This window comes from Pigmentiphaga kullae, assembly GCF_004216695.1.
Taxonomy (GTDB): Bacteria; Pseudomonadota; Gammaproteobacteria; order Burkholderiales; family Burkholderiaceae_B; genus Pigmentiphaga; species Pigmentiphaga kullae.
In genome coordinates this window covers 1,610,045-1,627,137 of record NZ_SGXC01000002.1, presented here as the reverse complement: position 1 = coordinate 1,627,137, position 17,093 = coordinate 1,610,045, and the positions used below count along the sequence as shown (strand labels likewise).

Annotated in this window: 12 protein-coding genes; 4 read left to right on the top strand and 8 right to left on the bottom strand. The window is 67.6% G+C overall.

What is annotated here, in order from left to right:
• Positions 1 to 60: 60 nt before the first annotated feature.
• A complete protein-coding gene (locus tag EV675_RS22000; RefSeq protein WP_130359787.1) occupies positions 61 to 3,243 on the top strand; it encodes an efflux RND transporter permease subunit in 3,183 nt (1,060 codons plus the stop codon).
• A 1-nt stretch (position 3,244) separates the two neighbouring features.
• Positions 3,245 to 4,699: an AdeC/AdeK/OprM family multidrug efflux complex outer membrane factor gene (adeC, locus tag EV675_RS21995; RefSeq protein ID WP_130359785.1), complete on the top strand. Its 1,455-nt coding sequence runs from the start codon at positions 3,245 to 3,247 to the stop codon at positions 4,697 to 4,699.
• Between the two features lie 140 nt (positions 4,700 to 4,839).
• On the opposite strand, the gene EV675_RS21990 is transcribed toward adeC, so the two are convergent.
• Positions 4,840 to 5,031, bottom strand: coding sequence for a hypothetical protein (locus tag EV675_RS21990; RefSeq protein WP_130359783.1), 192 nt, complete (start codon positions 5,029 to 5,031; stop codon positions 4,840 to 4,842).
• A gap of 178 nt (positions 5,032 to 5,209) precedes the next feature.
• Positions 5,210 to 5,998 (bottom strand): AraC family transcriptional regulator, encoded by a 789-nt coding sequence (locus EV675_RS21985; protein WP_130359782.1) that lies wholly within the window; start codon positions 5,996 to 5,998, stop codon positions 5,210 to 5,212.
• A gap of 91 nt (positions 5,999 to 6,089) precedes the next feature.
• Here EV675_RS21985 and EV675_RS21980 point away from each other — a divergent pair, with 91 nt between their 5' ends.
• Positions 6,090 to 6,743: a pyridoxamine 5'-phosphate oxidase family protein gene (locus EV675_RS21980; protein ID WP_242621537.1), complete on the top strand. Its 654-nt coding sequence runs from the start codon at positions 6,090 to 6,092 to the stop codon at positions 6,741 to 6,743.
• Positions 6,744 to 6,789: 46 nt separating this feature from the next.
• Here the strand turns inward: EV675_RS21980 and EV675_RS21975 are convergent, their stop codons facing one another.
• The 6 genes from EV675_RS21975 to leuS form a co-directional block, all read right to left on the bottom strand.
• Positions 6,790 to 8,268 (bottom strand): THUMP domain-containing class I SAM-dependent RNA methyltransferase, encoded by a 1,479-nt coding sequence (locus EV675_RS21975; protein WP_165404706.1) that lies wholly within the window; start codon positions 8,266 to 8,268, stop codon positions 6,790 to 6,792.
• A 12-nt stretch (positions 8,269 to 8,280) separates the two neighbouring features.
• On the bottom strand, positions 8,281 to 8,703 hold the full coding sequence (locus EV675_RS21970) for a CopD family protein (RefSeq protein WP_130359778.1): 423 nt from the start codon (positions 8,701 to 8,703) through the stop codon (positions 8,281 to 8,283).
• Positions 8,704 to 8,803: 100 nt separating this feature from the next.
• Complete coding sequence (locus EV675_RS21965) at positions 8,804 to 10,069, bottom strand: glutamate-5-semialdehyde dehydrogenase (protein WP_130359776.1); 1,266 nt, start codon at positions 10,067 to 10,069, stop codon at positions 8,804 to 8,806.
• A 28-nt stretch (positions 10,070 to 10,097) separates the two neighbouring features.
• The gene (gene holA / locus EV675_RS21960; protein WP_130359774.1) at positions 10,098 to 11,132 is read right to left on the bottom strand and encodes a DNA polymerase III subunit delta; all 1,035 of its coding nucleotides are present in this window, start codon (positions 11,130 to 11,132) and stop codon (positions 10,098 to 10,100) included.
• 145 nt (positions 11,133 to 11,277) lie between these two features.
• Positions 11,278 to 11,772, bottom strand: coding sequence for an LPS-assembly lipoprotein LptE (locus EV675_RS21955; RefSeq protein ID WP_130359772.1), 495 nt, complete (start codon positions 11,770 to 11,772; stop codon positions 11,278 to 11,280).
• A gap of 177 nt (positions 11,773 to 11,949) precedes the next feature.
• Positions 11,950 to 14,610, bottom strand: a complete 2,661-nt coding sequence (gene leuS / locus EV675_RS21950) for a leucine--tRNA ligase (RefSeq protein ID WP_130359770.1) — start codon at positions 14,608 to 14,610, stop codon at positions 11,950 to 11,952.
• Between the two features lie 180 nt (positions 14,611 to 14,790).
• On the opposite strand from leuS, the gene EV675_RS21945 reads away from it, so the two are divergent.
• On the top strand, positions 14,791 to 17,079 hold the full coding sequence (locus EV675_RS21945) for a UvrD-helicase domain-containing protein (RefSeq protein ID WP_130359768.1): 2,289 nt from the start codon (positions 14,791 to 14,793) through the stop codon (positions 17,077 to 17,079).
• Positions 17,080 to 17,093 lie beyond the last annotated feature (14 nt).

Sequence of the window (17,093 nt, the reverse complement as noted above, 5' to 3'; positions counted from 1 at the left end):
GTCAAGATCGAGCCGGGTCCTGTCGGGCCGCCCGAAGCATCTCTAAGAGAGTCACCAGACATGTCGCAATTTTTCATTAGCAGGCCGATTTTTGCCTGGGTGGTCGCGCTGTTCATCATCCTGGCAGGTGTCCTGGCCATTCCCAACCTGCCGGTGTCGCAGTACCCGGCGGTGGCGCCGCCGGTCATCTCGGTGTCGGCCACCTATCCCGGCGCGTCCGCCGAAACGGTGGCGCAGTCGATCACCAGCCTGATCGAGGACGAGCTCAACGGCGCCCAGGGCATGCTGTATTTCGAGTCGCAGAGCAACTTTGGCCGCGCCGAAATCGACATCACCTTCGCGCCGGGCGTCGATCCCGACCTGGCCGCGGTGGATGTGCAGAACCGCATCAAGCGGGTCGAGTCCCGCCTGCCGCAGTCCGTGCTGCAGCAAGGACTGCGGGTGGAGAAGGCCAGCACCAACTTCCTGCTGGTGCTGACCCTGTCCTCCGAAAGCGGCGCCACCGATGCCGTCGGCCTGGGCGATTACCTGACCCGGAACGTGCTGAGCGAAATCCGCCGTATCCCGGGTGTGGGCCGGGCGCAGTTGTTCGCCTCGCAGCGGGGCATGCGCATCTGGATCGACCCGGCCAAGCTGGTGGGCTTCAAGCTGTCCGCGGCCGACGTCAATGCCGCCATCGCGGGCCAGAACGTGCAGTTGCCGGCGGGCGCCATCGGCGACCAGCCCAACCTGCCCGACCAGCAGATCACCGCGACCATCTCGGTGCGCGGCCAGCTGGCTACCCCCGAGGAGTTCGGCAACATCGTGCTGCGCGCGAATCCGGACGGCTCGTCGGTGCGGCTGCGCGACGTCGCGCGCATCGAGGTCGGCGCCGAGTCCTACGCGTTCTCGTCGCGCCTGAACGGCAAGCCGACCGCCGCCGTGGCGGTGCAACTGGCGCCGGGCGCCAACGCGCTGTCGGCGGCCGAGGGCGTCAAGGCCAAGATGGCCGAGCTGTCGGCCTACTTCCCCGCCGACTACAAGTACGACATCCCGTACGACACCTCGCCCTTCGTGAAGGCGTCGATCGAGAAGGTGCTCCACACCCTGGTCGAGGCCATGGTGCTGGTGTTCCTGGTGATGTTCCTGTTCCTGCAGAACTTCCGCTACACGCTGATTCCGTCCATCGTGGTGCCGATCTGCCTGATGGGGTCGTTCGCGTGCATGCTGATCGCCGGGTTCTCGATCAACGTGCTGACCATGTTCGGCATGGTGCTGGTGATCGGTATTCTGGTGGACGATGCCATCGTGGTGGTGGAGAACGTCGAGCGGATCATGGTCGAGGAAGGGTTGCCGCCCAAGGAGGCCACCCGCAAGGCCATGGGCCAGATCAGCGGCGCCATCATCGGCATCACGCTGGTGCTGACGGCCGTGTTCCTGCCGCTGGCCTTCATGAGCGGGTCGGTGGGGGTGATCTACCGGCAGTTCTCGCTGGCCATGGCCACGTCCATCCTGTTCTCGGGCTTCCTCGCGCTGTCCTTGACGCCGGCGCTGTGCGCCACGCTGCTCAAGCCCATCCCCAAGGGCGCGCACGACGAGAAGAAGGGCTTCTTCGGCTGGTTCAACCGCAGCTTCAACCGCACCGCCGACCGCTACCAGAACTGGGTGGGACGCCTGCTGGCCAAGACCGGGCGCTACATGGTCATCTACGCGGCCATCCTGGCGGTGATGGCCTACACCTTCCTGCGCCTGCCTTCCTCGTTCCTGCCCGCGGAAGACCAGGGCTACGTGATCACCGACATCCAGACGCCCCCGGGCGCCTCGGTCAACCGCACCAGCGAGGCGGTCGACGTGATGGAAGCGCACTATGCCGCGCGGCCTTCGGTGAAGTCCATCATCACTATCCTGGGCTTCAGCTTCTCGGGCATGGGCCAGAACGCGGCGCTGTCGTTCGCCACGCTCAAGGACTGGTCCGAGCGCGGCGCGGACGAATCGGCGCAGGCCGAGGCCGCGCGCGCCAACGGCAGCTTCTTCGCGCGCATCAAGGACGCCATGGTGTTCTCGATCGTGCCGCCGGCCATTCCCGAACTGGGCAACGCGACCGGCTTCACGTTCCGCCTGCAGGACCGGGGCGGACTGGGCCACAACGCGCTGCGCGACGCCCGCGACCAGTTGCTGGGCGCCGTCGCCAAGAGCCCGGTGATCGCGTACGCCCGTGTCGAAGGTCTGGAAGACGCGCCCGAACTGCGCCTGCTGATCGATCGCGAGAAGGCCAATGCCCTGGGTGTGTCGTTCGATTCCATCCGTTCGTCGCTGTCCACGTCGGTGGGCTCGGCCGTGGTGAACGACTTCATCAACGCCGGCCGCGTCCAGCGCGTGGTCGTGCAGGCCGAGGCCAGGGACCGCATGTCGCCTGACGACCTGCTGCGCCTGTATGCCGCCAATTCGAGCGGGGGGCTGGTGCCGTTCTCGGCCTTCGCTTCGTCCGAATGGGCCAAGGGTCCGGTGCAGGTCATCCGCTACAACGGCTATCCCGCCTATAAGATCTCGGGCGACGCCAAGCCGGGCTTCAGTACCGGCGAGGCCATGAGCGAGATGGAGCGCCTGGTGCGCGAACTGCCCCCGGGCATCGGCTACGAGTGGACGGGCCAGTCGCTGCAGGAACGCGTGTCGGGCGCCCAGGTGCCCATCCTGCTGACGCTGTCGCTGCTGGTGGTGTTCCTGGTGCTGGCCGCGCTGTATGAAAGCTGGTCCATTCCGTTCTCGGTGATCCTGGTGGTGCCGCTGGGGATCCTGGGCGCGGTGCTGGCGGTGACGATGGTGGGCATGCCCAACGACGTGTTCTTCAAGGTGGGCCTGATCACCATCATCGGCCTGTCGGCCAAGAACGCCATCCTGATCGTGGAGTTCGCCAAGGACCTCTATGCCGAGGGCAAGGGCCTGGCCGAAGCCACGATCGAGGCGGCGCGCCTGCGCTTCCGTCCCATCATCATGACGTCGCTGGCGTTCATCCTGGGCGTGCTGCCGCTGGCCATCGCCACCGGCGCCAGCTCGGGCGCGCAGCGCGCCATCGGTACCGGCGTGATGGGCGGCATGATCTCCGCCACGTTGCTGGCCGTGTTCCTGGTGCCCGTGTTCTTCGTGGTGGTGCTGAGGCTGTTCAAGACCAAGCCCGAATCGCTGCATATCATGGGACACCATGACGACGAGCCGAACAAGGGCGATGCCGGCGCGGCGGGAACGGTCAAGCATGAAGGAAACTGATATGAAACGACCCGCACACTCACTCGTGGCGGTGGCCGTCGCCGCCCTGCTGGGGGGATGCTCGCTGATCCCGACCTATGAGCGCCCGGCGGCGCCGGTGGAGGCGGATTTCTCCGCCCACGGCGCGGCGCCGGCCGGCGCGCAGCCGGCCACGGCCGACATCGGCTGGCGCCAGTTCTTCGGCGACGAACGCCTGCAACGGCTGATCGCGCTGTCGCTGGAAAACAACCGCGACCTGCGCGTGGCGGTGCTGAACATCGAGGCGGCCCGGGCCCAGTACGGCGTGACGCGCGCCGACCAGTTCCCCGGCATCAATGCCAACGCGAACGGCACGCGCCAGCGCACGCCCGGCGACCTGTCGTATTCCGGCCGCTCGACCATAGGCAGCCAGTACCAGGTCAACCTGGGGGTGACCGCGTTCGAACTGGACCTGTTCGGCCGCGTCCGCAGCCTGAGCCAGGCGGCGCTGGCGCAATACCTGGCCAGCGAGGAAACCCGGCGCAGCACGCAGATCAGCCTGGTGGCCCAACTGGCCAATGCCTACCTGAACGAGCGTTCCAGCGACGAGCTGCTGGCGCTGGCACAGCGCACCTTGAAGACCCGGCAGGATTCGTACGGCCTGATCAAGCTGCGCTACGACGCCGGCGCGGCGTCCGAACTGGAGCTTCAGCAGGCCGAGTCGCTGGTGCAGAGCGCCTTGTCCGAGCAGGCCATCGCCGAGCGCAACCGCGCGCAGGCCACCAATGCGATCGTGTTGCTGATCGGCCAGCCCCTGCCCGCCGATCTGCCCGCGCCGCGGCCTTTGAGCGAGCAGGGGCTGCTGGCCGATGTGCCGGTGGGCCTGTCGTCCGACCTGATCGAACGCCGGCCCGACATCCGTTCGGCCGAGCAGCAATTGCGCAGCGCCAATGCCAGCATCGGCGCCGCCCGCGCCGCGTTCTTCCCCAGGATTTCGCTGACCGGCGCGTTCGGCACCGCAAGCAGCCAGTTGTCGGGGCTGTTCGACAGCGGTTCGCTGGCCTGGAGCTTCGCGCCCCAGATCAGCCTGCCCATCTTCGACGGCGGCCGCAACCGGGCCAATCTCGACCTGTCCGAAGCCCGCAAGAACATCGCGGTGGCTCAATACGAGAAGACGATCCAGACGGCGTTCCGGGAAGTGGCGGATGCGCTTGACGCCAAGGGGACCTACGACCGGCAGATCCAGTCGCAGCAGACCCTGGTGGATGCGTCCCGCCGCAGCCTGGAGCTGTCCGACATGCGGTATCGCAACGGGGTCGACAGCTACCTGCAACTGCTGGATTCGCAGCGGGCGCTGTTCACCGCCGAGCAGAGCCTGTTGCAGGCGCGCACTCAGCGCCTGAACAACCTGGTGGGCTTGTACAAGTCGCTGGGTGGCGGTTGGGAAGAGAACACGGTGGCCGCCAAGGCGGCGCCGCCAACATCTACCGTGCAATGAAAAAAACAAGGGGCGCTTCGGCGCCCCTTGTCATTCCACCCCAGTTAGTCGTTTTCTTCATGGCCGATGCCTTGTCCCAATGAACAAAGGGCGTCTCCCGCTGGCGGGGACGCCCTTGCCGAGGCACCGCATGGCGGCGATCAGCCGTTGACGTACTGGATGTTGTAGCGGCGAGCGTTCGCCTTCAGGTCGGCGATCAGGTTCAGGACCTGGGTGGCCGCGGCGCGCAGGGTTTCGAACGGGCGGGGCTGTTCGAATTCGTTGGCCAGCTCGCCACGGATCAGTTCGCGCTCGAGCGTGTCGGTCAGCTTGCTGTCTTGAACGTATTTCATGGCTGTATCCTTTACAGTGGTTGCCTAGGTGCTATCCCCTAGGTGATAACCCTATATTAGGGGAAACCCCAGGATAAGGCAAGCTCTTGTCGCATCGCAGCATGAATAGGGCGGGAAGTGTTGCTGCCCAGCCTCATATTTGATGTTTATGAATCACCTAATGGGATAAAAACAAAGCTCAGAGACGCGCGCGATAGGTGGCCGGCGTTTCCCCGAAGGTGCGCTTGAAAACTCCGATGAACGCACTCGCCGTCGAATAACCCAGGTCGAATGCGATGGCCGTCACGGATATTCCTGCCGCGAGCATCTCCAGTGAACGCAACATGCGTGCGCGCTGCCGCCAGGCCGTGAAGTTGAACCCTGTTTCGGCCAAGAACCGTCGGCTCAGGGTGCGCGAACTGACGGCCGCCCAGGCCGCCCAGCGCTCGAGGTCCCGATCGTCGGCCGGATCGGCAATCAGCGCCCGTGCTATGCGCTGCAGGCGCGGATCGCGCGGCAGCGGCAGCCCGAAGGGTTCGGCCGGCAGGCTGCGGATCTCGTCGAGGATCACCGCGGCGACGTGGGCGTGGGGTCCGGTCAGCGGCGCTGCGGTCACGGGTTCCCAGGCGCATGCCCGCAGTACTGCTTCCCGCAGCAGGCCGGAGGTTCGAAGGGTGCAGGGGTGCTGCGGCAGATTCGCGCAGGCGGGCTCGGCGACGTAGACGCTCCAGCCATGAAACGGCCCGTGCGACCGGCCCGAATGGGGGGTATGCGGCGGCAGCCACACGGCGTGGATTGCCGGAACGAGCCACAGGCCGTCATCGACGCCCACCGACAGCAGGCCACGCAGCGACCCGAACAGCTGCCCACGCGCATGTTGGTGGGGAGTGGCGGCCAAGTCACCGTCGTGCCGGCCCTGGGCGGCGACCAGGACCGGCCCCTCCGACATGTCGAGAAAGTGGCGCAGTTGGAGGATGGGATCAGGCATGGCGGATTCAAGCTATCGAATGTCCGATACATTCTATAGCCGCCACGCGAAGTCTCCTTACACTGAAGTCCATTCATGCAGGAGGCCGCCCATGCGCGCACAAGACATTCCTCCGGACCATTCCGACGAGCCCGATCTGGACGCGCTCTATGCGCAGCCCTCCGAGAGGATCCAGAAGGCGGTGCTGGACCGCCTGGTCGATTTTCACGTGGACTACCTCCGGGTCGCCACGTTCTTCTGCCTTGCCACGGGCAGCGAGCGGGGCCTGGACGCCTCGCCCCGCGGCGGCCCGCCCGGGTTTGTCCACGTGCTCGATCCGCACACGGTCGCCTTTGCCGATTGGCCGGGCAACAATCGTATCGAGTCGATGCGCAATCTGCGGCGCGACGAACGTCTCGGCATGCTGTTCCTGTTCCCCGGCTTGGAGATCTTCCTGCGCATCAACGGCCGCGGTCGCGTTTCCACAGCCGCAGAGCTTCTGGCCCAGTTGCGTGAAGGCGAACGGACGCCCAAGACCGCGACCGTGGTGCAGGTCGACGAAGTGCTGCTGCATTGTGGCAGGGCGATCAACCGCGCGGGACTCTGGAGGGACGGCTCCAGGCTCGACCGCCAGGCCCTGCCTACGGTCGGCCGGATGATGGCTTCACTCGCCAGGTTGGGCGATGACCCGGCCGGGATCGGTGATGCGCGGGTCGAGCAGATCGATGCGCACTACGATCATTCGGTCCGGCACGACCTGTACTGAAAACTTGCCCACCGCGCATCGACGGCGGTTTGGGCGAGCTTGAGGTTCAGCGGCGGAAACTGCCCTTGACCAGCTGGAAGCCGAACAGCCGGCAGGCCAGCGCGCCGTTGTAGACGGGCGTGCGCCGGAACGGATCCAGGCGCAGCTTGCGGGGGAATTCCATGTCGCTGGTGATGACGTGCAACTGCCAGCCGCCGAATTCCCGCTTGAGCGTGCTGGCCCATTCGGTCCAGAGCTGGCGATCTTCTTCCAGGTCCAGGCGTTCCCCGTAGGGCGGATTGGTGACCAGCCAGCCCGCGCGTTCGTCCAGCGGGCAGGTGTCGCGCGCGTCGGCCACTTCGAAATAGACCGCGTCCTCGGTCAGCCCCGCCCGGTGGGCATTGTCGCGCGCCGCGTCGATGGCGCGCGGATCGATGTCGGCGCCGGCCAGTTGCATGGGCAGTTCGGGCAGGATGCGGGCGCGCGCGTCATCCTTCAGGTCGCGCCAGCGGCGGTCCTGGTGGCCGCGCAGGCGCTCGAAGGCGAACGGGCGGGAGATGCCCGGCGGCACGCGCAGGCCCTTGAGCGCGGCCTCGATCAGGATGGTACCGCTACCGCAGAAGGGGTCGATCAGCGGTACGTCGGCGGGCCAGCCGGACAGGGCCAGGAGGCCCGCCGCCAGATTCTCGCGCAGTGGCGCCTCGCCCTTGTCCAGCCGCCAGCCGCGCTTGAACAGCGATTCGCCGGAGGTGTCCAGGTAGAGCGTGGCGCTGGTTTCGTCCAGGAAGGCATGCACGCGGGCATCGGGCCGCACGGTATCGATGTTGGGGCGTTCCCCCTCGAGTTCGCGCAGGCGGTCGCAGATGCCGTCCTTGACCCGCAGGTTGCAGAACTGCAGGCTTTTCATCGGGCTGCGGACGGCCGAGGTATCCACGCGCAGGGTCTGCTCGGCGCCGAACCAGCGCTCCCAGGGGGTGGCGCGGGCCAGTTCCAGCAGTTCGTCCTCGTCGCGCACGGTGCCGTGCGCGACCCGGACCAGGACGCGGGTGGCCAGCCGCGATTCCAGATTGGCGCGCATCATGCCGTTCCAGTCGGCCGTGAAATGGGCGCCGGCGCGGCCGGGGTGGGCGTCGTCGTAGCCCAGCGCATGCAGCTCGTCGACCAGAGCATGTTCCAGGCCCTGCGGGCAGGGGGCGAACATGGCGAAGACCTCGGCCTGCGCGCCGCGGGGCCGCCGTTCGGCCCTCGGCTCGGCCGCGGGGGCTGGGGCTGGGGCGGGGCGGCCCGCGTGCCGCTCGCGCGGGCGGGCAACAGGCTCGTCGTCGCGTCGCGGCCGCGGCTTGCGGGGCGGCGCGTCGGGAGCCTGCCTCGGCTCATCCGCAGCGGCGGGCTGTTTGCCGCCTTCGAGCGCCGCCCGTGCCACGCGATGGGCGCGCGGGCCCGACCGGCTGCGCCGCTCGGTGTCCTGCGGATCGCCGGATTGCCGTGGGCGGGTGCCGGTGGGAAGGGAAAGCGTCGGTTTTTTGCGCTCGGGAGTATCGGACAAGACGTGGGCCAATCAGAAGGGTTTGACGACAACGAGGACGGTGGCGGCCAGCAGCAGCAGCACGGGAACCTCGTTGAACCAGCGGTAGAACACGTGGGGCCGGGCGTTGCGGCCGGCCTCGAACTTGCGCAGCAGGCTGCCACAGGCGTGGTGGTAGCCGATGACCAGGATGACCACCGCCAGCTTGGCGTGCATCCAGCCGTTGCCGGGGCCGCGCCCTATACCATAGCCCACATACAGCCACAGGCCCAGCAGGACCGCCGGCACCGCCAGGATGGTGGTGAAGCGGAACAGCCGGCGCGCCATGCCCAGCAGCCGCGTGGCGGCGGCCGCGTTCGTTTCCTGCGCCAGGTTGACGAAGATGCGCGGCAGGTAGAACAGGCCGGCGAACCACGAGGCGACGAAGACGATGTGAAAAGCTTTCACCCACAACATAAGCGCTTCCTTGTCGATGCATGCATGCCGCCGGGGCGGCGGGATCGGACGGCGGGGCGGGCCGTCGGGCCCTGGCCGCCGCATGGTGTTGCGCGAGGCGTCAGCCCCGCGTCTGGCCGTCGCCGGTCAGGACCCACTTCAGCGTGGTCAATCCTTCCAGCCCGACCGGACCGCGGGCGTGCAGCTTGTTGGTCGAGATGCCGATCTCGGCACCCAGGCCGTATTCGTAGCCGTCGGCGAAACAGGTCGGCAGATTGACGTAGACCGAGCTCGAATCGACCTCGCGCTGGAAGCGGCGGGCGGCGGACAGGTTCTCGGTGACGATGGAGTCGGTGTGCTGGGAGCCGTGGGCTTCGATGTGGCCGATGGCCTGGTCCAGGTCGTCCACTACCTTGACGGACAGGATGGGACCCAGGTATTCGGTGTCCCAGTCTTCCTCGGTCGCGGGCAAGGCCTGCGGCAGCAGCGCGCGGGTGCGCTCGCAGCCTCGCATCTCGACGCCGTGCGCGGCAAACGCCTGGCCCATCGCGGGCAGGAAGGCCGCGGCCACGCCCGCGTGGACCAGCAGGGTTTCCATCGACCCGCAGATGCCGTAGCGGTAGGTCTTGGCGTTGAACGCGATGGTGTGGGCCTTGGCCAGGTCGGCGTCGCGGTCGACGTAGACGTGGCAGATGCCGTCCAGGTGCTTGATGACCGGCACCCGCGCTTCCTCGGACAGGCGCTTGATCAGCCCCTTGCCGCCCCGGGGAACGATGACGTCCACGTATTCGGTCATGGTGGCCAGCTTGCCCACGGCCGCCCGGTCGGTGGTCTCGACCACCTGCACGGCGTCGGCGGGCAGGCCGGCGGCTTCCAGGCCCGCGCGCACGATGCGGCCCAGCGCGGTATTCGAGTGGATGGCTTCGGAACCGCCGCGCAGGATGGTGGCGTTGCCCGATTTCAGGCACAGCGCGGCCGCGTCGATGGTGACGTTGGGGCGCGATTCGTAGACGATGGCGATGACGCCCAGCGGGACCCGCATGCGGGCCACCTGCATGCCGTTCGGCCGCGTGCGGGTCTCGGTCAGTTCGCCCACGGGGTCGGGCATGGCGGCGATCTGCTCCAGGCCGGCGGCCATCAGCCCCAGGGCCTTGTCCGACAGCGTCAGGCGGTCCACCAGGGCCGCGTCCAGTCCGTTCGCCCGGGCCGCTTCCAGGTCCTTGGCGTTTTCCGCCTGCAGCCAGTCCTTGCGGTCGCGCAGGCCGGCCGCCATGGCGCGCAGCGCGGCGGCCTTGGCGCGGTCGTCGGCGCGCGCGACCTGCCGGGCGGCGGCGCGGGCGCTGGCGCCGATCCGGCGCATGGTTTGGTCGAGCGTAGAGGTATCCATCCGTATGAATCGCTGGGGGCGGGGCGCCTCAGGCAGCGAGCCTGAGCGCCAGCCGCGTGATTTCGTGCCACGGATCCGGGAGGCGCCCCGGAACACGCAGTCCTTTGATGATCTTGTCCACCTCGTGGGCGTGGTGGACGGCGGCGGTCCAGGCCTGGGGGGGCAGCCGTTTGAGTGCCTGGTTGGCCAATTGTTCATGCGTGCCGAAGAAACGCAGCGTGCGCATCAGCGCCGGCACGCTTTGCCCCTGCTGGCCTGCCTGGGCCAGGCGGGCCAGCAGGCGGATTTCCTCGCCCACCGCCCACAGCACCAGCGGCAGGGCTTCGCCCTCGGCACGCAGGCCTTCGATCAGGCGCACCATGCGCTTGCCGTCGCCCGCCAGCATGGCGTCGCGCAGCTTGAAGACGTCATAGCGCGCCACGTTCATGACCGCGTCCTGCACCTGCTCCAGCGTCAGCGTGCCTTCGGGATACAACAGGCCGAGCTTGAGGATTTCCTGGTGCGCGGCCAGCAGGTTGCCCTCGACGCGGTCGGCCAGCCATTGCAGGACCTCGGCGCCGGCGCGCTGCTTCTGCCGCGCCAGCCGCTCTCCCACCCAGCCGGGCAGCATGGGCCGTTCGATGGTGGGCACGTCCACGACGATGCCATGCTCCGCCAGCGCCGAGAACCAGGCCGACGAGCGGGTCGTCTTGTCCAGCTTGGGCAGCATCACGACCGTGACGCTGTCGCCCCGCTGGCTTGGCGCCTGCCCGGCCAGCCGGGCGATCACCTCGCCGCCGGTCTTGCCGGGCTTGCCGGTGGGGATCTTCAATTCCAGCAGCCGGCGGTCGCCGAACAGCGAGATCGATTGCGAGGCGCTCAGCAGCGCGTTCCAGTCGCTGCGGGCGTCCGCCACCACCGTTTCCCGTTCCGTGAATCCGCCGGCGGTGGCCGCCGTCCGCAAGGCGTCGCAGGCTTCGATCACGAGCAGGGGCTCGTCGCCGGTTACCGTATACAGCGGTTCCAACTGCTCGCCCGCCCGCTGGAGCTGGGCAATCAGTTGTTCGGGACGCAATTGCCTCATGGCGTGCCTCCAGCGGACCGATGAGCACCGAGGTCGACGGCGAGATCGCGCCGCCGTGACCCAGGATGCGGTGGATCCGGCTCCGCCGGTCCACTCGCATCGCCCCCTGGGGGGCGCGCGAAGCGCGTAGGGGGGGGGCTCTTCATCAACTGGGCTGCTTCGACTCGACAGCGGCCATGCGGCGCAAGACCTGCTGCACCGTTTCGTTCTGCATGTCGCGATACAGCAGGTTGGCTTCGGAGTCCTTGGCCAGGGTGTTCGCGTCGCTGAAGGTCAGGTCGCGCTTGAGCGCGATGGTCGTGGGCGGGATGTAGTCCTGGCCCTTGCCGTCGTGGACGCGGAAGGCGAACAGGTAGCGCAGCTCGAATTCCCGCACGCGGCCCGAGGCGTCCAGCGACAGGATGCTGCGCTCGCGCGTTTCCTGCAGGATCTGCAACTGGGCTTGCGCCTCCTTGGGATCCTCGACGATGCGGGTATTGGTCGTGTTGCGCACGTAGCGGCGCAACTGCGCGCCAAGCTCGGAGGTGTCGGCGGCGCCGATGTAGAGCGTGGAGAAGGGCAGGTCGGCCGTGCCCCGCAGCGCGAAGCCGCAGCCCGCCAGAAGTGCCAGCCCGCCGCTTGCTGCGGCTTGCAGCAGCATACGGCGTCGCATATCAGCAGAGGACGAAGAGGACAACGGTTTCATGCCAGTTTCCAAATCAAGACTTCACCAACGAAGCCCGTTGAGTTTCCCCAGGATGCGGTGGATCCGGCTCTGCCGGTCCACCCGCATCGCCCCCTGGGGGGCGCGCGTCAGCGCGTAGGGGGGAGCCAGCCTCTAGCCCACCACGTTTACTAGTTTGCCAGGGACAACGATAACGCGTTTGGGCGGACGTCCCTCGAGGAACCGGCCTACGGCCTCGTGCGCGACGGCCAGGGCCTCGATGGCGGCCTTGTCGGCGCTGCTGGGCACCGACAGCGAACCGCGCAGCTTGCCGTTGACCTGCAGCATCAGCTCGACCTCGTCGGTCACCAGCGCGGCTTCGTCCAGCTGGGGCCAGGGCGCGTCCAGCAGGTCGCCGTGGGCCTGGCCGTAGCCCAGGTCGAGCCAGGCCTGCCAGGTCAGGTGCGGCACGATGGGGTAGAGCACAGACAGCAGGATGCGCGTGCCCTCGGCCAGCGCGGCGTCGCCGGTCTCGCCCTCGAGCTTGGCGTCTTCCAGCGTGTTCAGCAGCTTCATGCTGGCCGAGACCACGGTGTTGTACTGGATGCGCTGGTAGTCGTAGTCGGCCTGCTTCAGGATGGCATGGACGTCGCGGCGCAGCAGCTTGACGGCCTGGCTGGCGGACGACCAGTCGGCCGGGGCGGGACGGCCCAGCGCCGCCTGGATGCGTGCGCGGTTCGCATGGCAGAAGGACCACAGGCGGCGCAGGAAGCGGTGCGCGCCGTCCACGCCCGACCCCGACCATTCCAGCGTCTGCTCGGGGGGGCTCGCGAACATTACGAACAGCCGCGCCGTGTCGGCCCCCTGCGTGTCGATCAGCGATTGCGGATCGACGCCGTTGTTCTTGGACTTGGACATCGTGCCCACGCCGCCGTAGTCCACGGGCGAGCCATCGGCCTTGAGCTTGGCGCCCACGATGGCGCCCTTGGCGTCGTAGATGTTCTCGACTTCGTCGGGCCAGAAGTACTCGATGCCGCCCTTCTCGTTCTTGCGCGAGTAGATGTGGTTGAGCACCATGCCCTGCGTCAGCAGCTTGACGAAGGGTTCGCCGAACTTGACCAGGCCCATGTCGCGCATGACCTTGGTCCAGAAACGGGCGTACAGCAGGTGCAGCACGGCGTGCTCGATGCCGCCGATGTACTGGTCCATCGGCATCCAGTAGTCGTTGCGCCCGTCGACCATCGCCGCGTCGTTGCCCGGCGAGGTATAGCGCATGAAGTACCAGGACGAGTCCACGAACGTGTCCATGGTGTCGGTCTCGCGCCGCGCGGGCTTGCCGCACTGCGGGCAGACGCACTTCAGGAACGATTCGCTCCTGGCCAGCGGGTTGCCGCTGCCGTCCGGGATCAGGTCCTCGGGCAGCACGACCGGCAGATCTTTCTCGGGCACCGGCACGGGGCCGCAGGCCTCGCAGTGGATGATGGGGATGGGCGTGCCCCAGTAGCGCTGGCGCGACACGCCCCAGTCGCGCAGGCGGAAGGTGGTGCGCTTCTCGCCCAGGCCCTTGGCCGCGAGATCGGCCGCGATGGCGTCGACGGCGGCCTGGTGGCCGAGGCCGTCGTACTTGCCGGAGTTCACCGTGCGGGCCACCTGCTTCTCGCCGTACCATTCCTGCCAGGCGTCGGTGGAGAAGGCCTGGCCCTCGGCCTGGATGACCTGCCTGATGGGCAGGCCGTATTTCCTGGCGAACGCGAAGTCGCGTTCGTCATGGGCGGGAACGCCCATGACCGCGCCGTCGCCGTAGCTCATCAGCACGTAGTTGCCGACCCAGACCGGCACGGCTGCGCCGGTGAGCGGGTGCACCACGGTCAGGCCGGTCGGCAGGCCTTCCTTGTCGCGCGTGGCCAGCTCGGCCTCGGTCACGCCGCCCTTGCGGCATTCCTCGATGAAGGCGGCCAGGGCGGGATCGGTGGCGGCGGCGTGCAGGGCCAGGGGGTGTTCGGGCGCGACCGCGCAGAACGTGACGCCCATGATGGTGTCGGCGCGCGTCGTGAACACGTACATGCGGCCGTCCTGGATCAACTGGCCGGCGGCGTCGCGGATGTCGTGGGTGAAGGCGAAGCGCGTGCCCTCGCTCTTGCCTATCCAGTGCTCCTGCATCAGGCGCACGCGCTCGGGCCAGCCGGTCAGGTTGTTCTTGACCTCGTCCAGCAGTTCCTCGGCGTAGTCGGTGATGCGCAGGTAGTAGCCGGGGATCTCGCGCTTTTCCACCAGCGCGCCCGAGCGCCAGCCGCGCCCGTCGATGACCTGTTCGTTGGCCAGCACGGTCTGGTCCACCGGATCCCAGTTCACCACCTGGGTCTTGCGGTAGGCGATGCCCTTTTCCAGCATCTTCAGGAACAGCCACTGGTTCCACTTGTAGTACTTCGGGTCGCAGGCGGCCATTTCGCGCGACCAGTCTATGCCCAGCCCCATCGCCTTCATCTGCTTCTTCATGTAGGCGATGTTGTCGTAGGTCCACTTCGCCGGCGGCACCTTGGACTTGATGGCGGCGTTCTCGGCCGGCATGCCGAAGGCGTCCCAGCCCATGGGCATCAGGACGTTGTAGCCCTTCATGCGCAACTGCCGGTACATGGCGTCGTTGATCGTGTAGTTGCGCACGTGGCCCATGTGCAGCTTGCCGCTGGGGTAGGGCAGCATCGAGCAGGCGTAGAACTTGGGCTTTTCCGAGCCGTCGGCGTTCTTCGCGTGTTCTACCGTCAGGTAGGCGTTGGTCGCTTCCCAGTGCTTCTGGGCAGCGGATTCGATCTCGGTGGGAGCGTAGCGTTCCTGCATGGGTTCCGGGCTGGTCTAAGGTATTCTGGCGCGGCGATGACGCCATGGCCGCGGGCCTGGGCCGGCTCGCGCGAGGGCAGCCGGCCGGCTAAACCCCTCATTATAGAAGCAGGCGGGGCTCTGCTGGGCCAGCGGTGCTAGACTGCCTGCCGCACTCTCTCATTCCCAGCATTCCGCGCCATGTCCCTGCTCGACAATCTCAACGCCCCCCAGCACGCCGCCGTCACGATCGAACCCCGCCACGCCCTGGTGCTGGCCGGCGCCGGCAGCGGCAAGACACGGGTGTTGACCACGCGCATGGCCTGGCTGATCCAGACCGGCCAGGTCAGCCCGCACGGCCTGATGGCGGTTACTTTTACGAACAAGGCCGCGCGCGAGATGCTGACCCGCATCAGCGCGCTGCTGCCCATCAACACGCGCGGCATGTGGATAGGCACCTTCCACGGCCTGTGCAACCGGATGCTGCGTGCGCACTACCGGGATGCCGGGCTGCCCCAGACGTTCCAGATCCTGGACACGGCCGACCAGTTGTCGGCCATCAAGCGGCTGTTGAAGGGGGCGGGCGTGGATGACGAAAAATACCCGCCGCGCCAGTTGCAGCACTTCATCAACGCCGCCAAGGAAGAGGGGCTGCGCCATACCGAGGTCGAGGCCTACGACAGCTTCAACCGGCAGATGGTGGAGCTCTACGGCATGTACGACGCCCAGTGCCAGCGCGAGGGCGTGGTCGACTTTCCCGAACTGCTGCTGCGCTGCTACGAGCTGCTGACCCACAACGCGCCCATACGCGAGCACTACCAGCACCGTTTCCGCCATATCCTGGTAGACGAGTTCCAGGACACCAACCGGCTCCAGTACCGCTGGCTCAAGCTGCTGGCGGGCGGCGGCGCGGCCCTGTTCGCCGTGGGCGACGATGACCAGTCCATCTACGCATTCCGCGGCGCCAACGTCGGCAACATGGCCGAGTTCGAGCGCGAATACGCCCACGAGCGGGTCATCCGGCTCGAGCAGAACTACCGATCGCACGGGCACATCCTGGACGCGGCCAACACGCTGATCCGCAACAACTCCGGCCGCCTGGGCAAGAACCTGTGGACCGACCAGGGGCACGGCGAACCCATCCGCGTCTACGAGGCGCTGTCCGACGCCCAGGAGGCCCAGTGGGTGATCGAGGAGATCCGCTCGCTGGTGGGCGAGGGCCGGCTGCGCCGCGAGATCGCCATCCTGTACCGCAGCAACGCCCAGTCGCGGGTGCTGGAACATGCGCTGTTCTCGTCGGGCATTCCGTACAAGGTCTACGGCGGCCTGCGCTTCTTCGAACGCCAGGAGGTCAAGCACGCGCTGGCCTACCTGCGCCTGATGGAAAATCCGCACGACGACACGGCCTGGATGCGGGTGGTGAATTTCCCGGCGCGGGGCATAGGCGCCCGCACGCTGGAGCAGCAGGCCGACATCGCGCGCCTGCACAATTGCAGCCTGTATGCGGCGGTGAGCCAGGTGCCCGGCCGGGGCGGCAACAACCTGGCACAGTTCGCGGGCCTGATCGACCGCATGCGCTTCGAGACGCAGAACCTGCCGCTGCACGAGATCGTGGACCACGTGATCGAGGCCAGCGGCCTGATCCAGCACTATCTGCAGGAAAAGGAAGGCGCCGAGCGCATCGAGAACCTGAGGGAACTGGTCAATGCGGCGGCGGCTTTCGCCGCCGAGGACGGCTATGGGCTGGCCGATGCCGGCGCGCTGGCGCAGACCCTGCCCGAGGCCGGCGTCGAGCTGCCGTCCCCGCTGGCGGCCTTCCTGTCGCACGCGGCGCTGGAAGCGGGCGACAATCAGGCGAGCGAAGGCCAGGACGCGGTCCAGCTCATGACGGTGCATGCGGCAAAGGGCCTGGAGTTCGAGGCCGTCTTCATCACCGGGCTCGAGGAAGGGCTGTTCCCGCACGAGAACAGCGTCCTGGAGCAATCCGGGCTGGAGGAGGAGCGGCGGTTGATGTACGTGGCGGTGACGCGCGCCCGCGAGCGCCTGTACCTGAGCTTCTCGCAGACGCGCATGCTGCACGGCCAGACCCGCTACAACATGCGGTCGCGCTTCCTGAGCGAGGTGCCCGAGGAATCGCTGAAGTGGCTGACGCCCCGCAACGGCCGCGCCAAGGCGGTCGATACCGCCGGCGGCTGGGGGCGCGCCGCCTGGGGCGAGGACTCCGAGCGCGGCGGCTTTTCGCGGCCGGCCAAGGATGCGCCCTACGTGGGCTCGTCGGAAGGCTATTCCAGCCGCCGCACCTCGGACGCCGGGGTCGAGGTCAACGGGCGCACCTTCAAGGTGGGCCAGAGCGTGGCGCATCCGAAGTTCGGCGAAGGCGTCATCGTCAGCCTGATGGGCAGCGGCCAGGATGCCCAGGTCCAGGTCAATTTCGGCGGGGTGGGGACCAAGACGCTGGCGCTTGCCATGGCCAAGCTCGATCCGGTCTAAGGGGCCGGACGGCG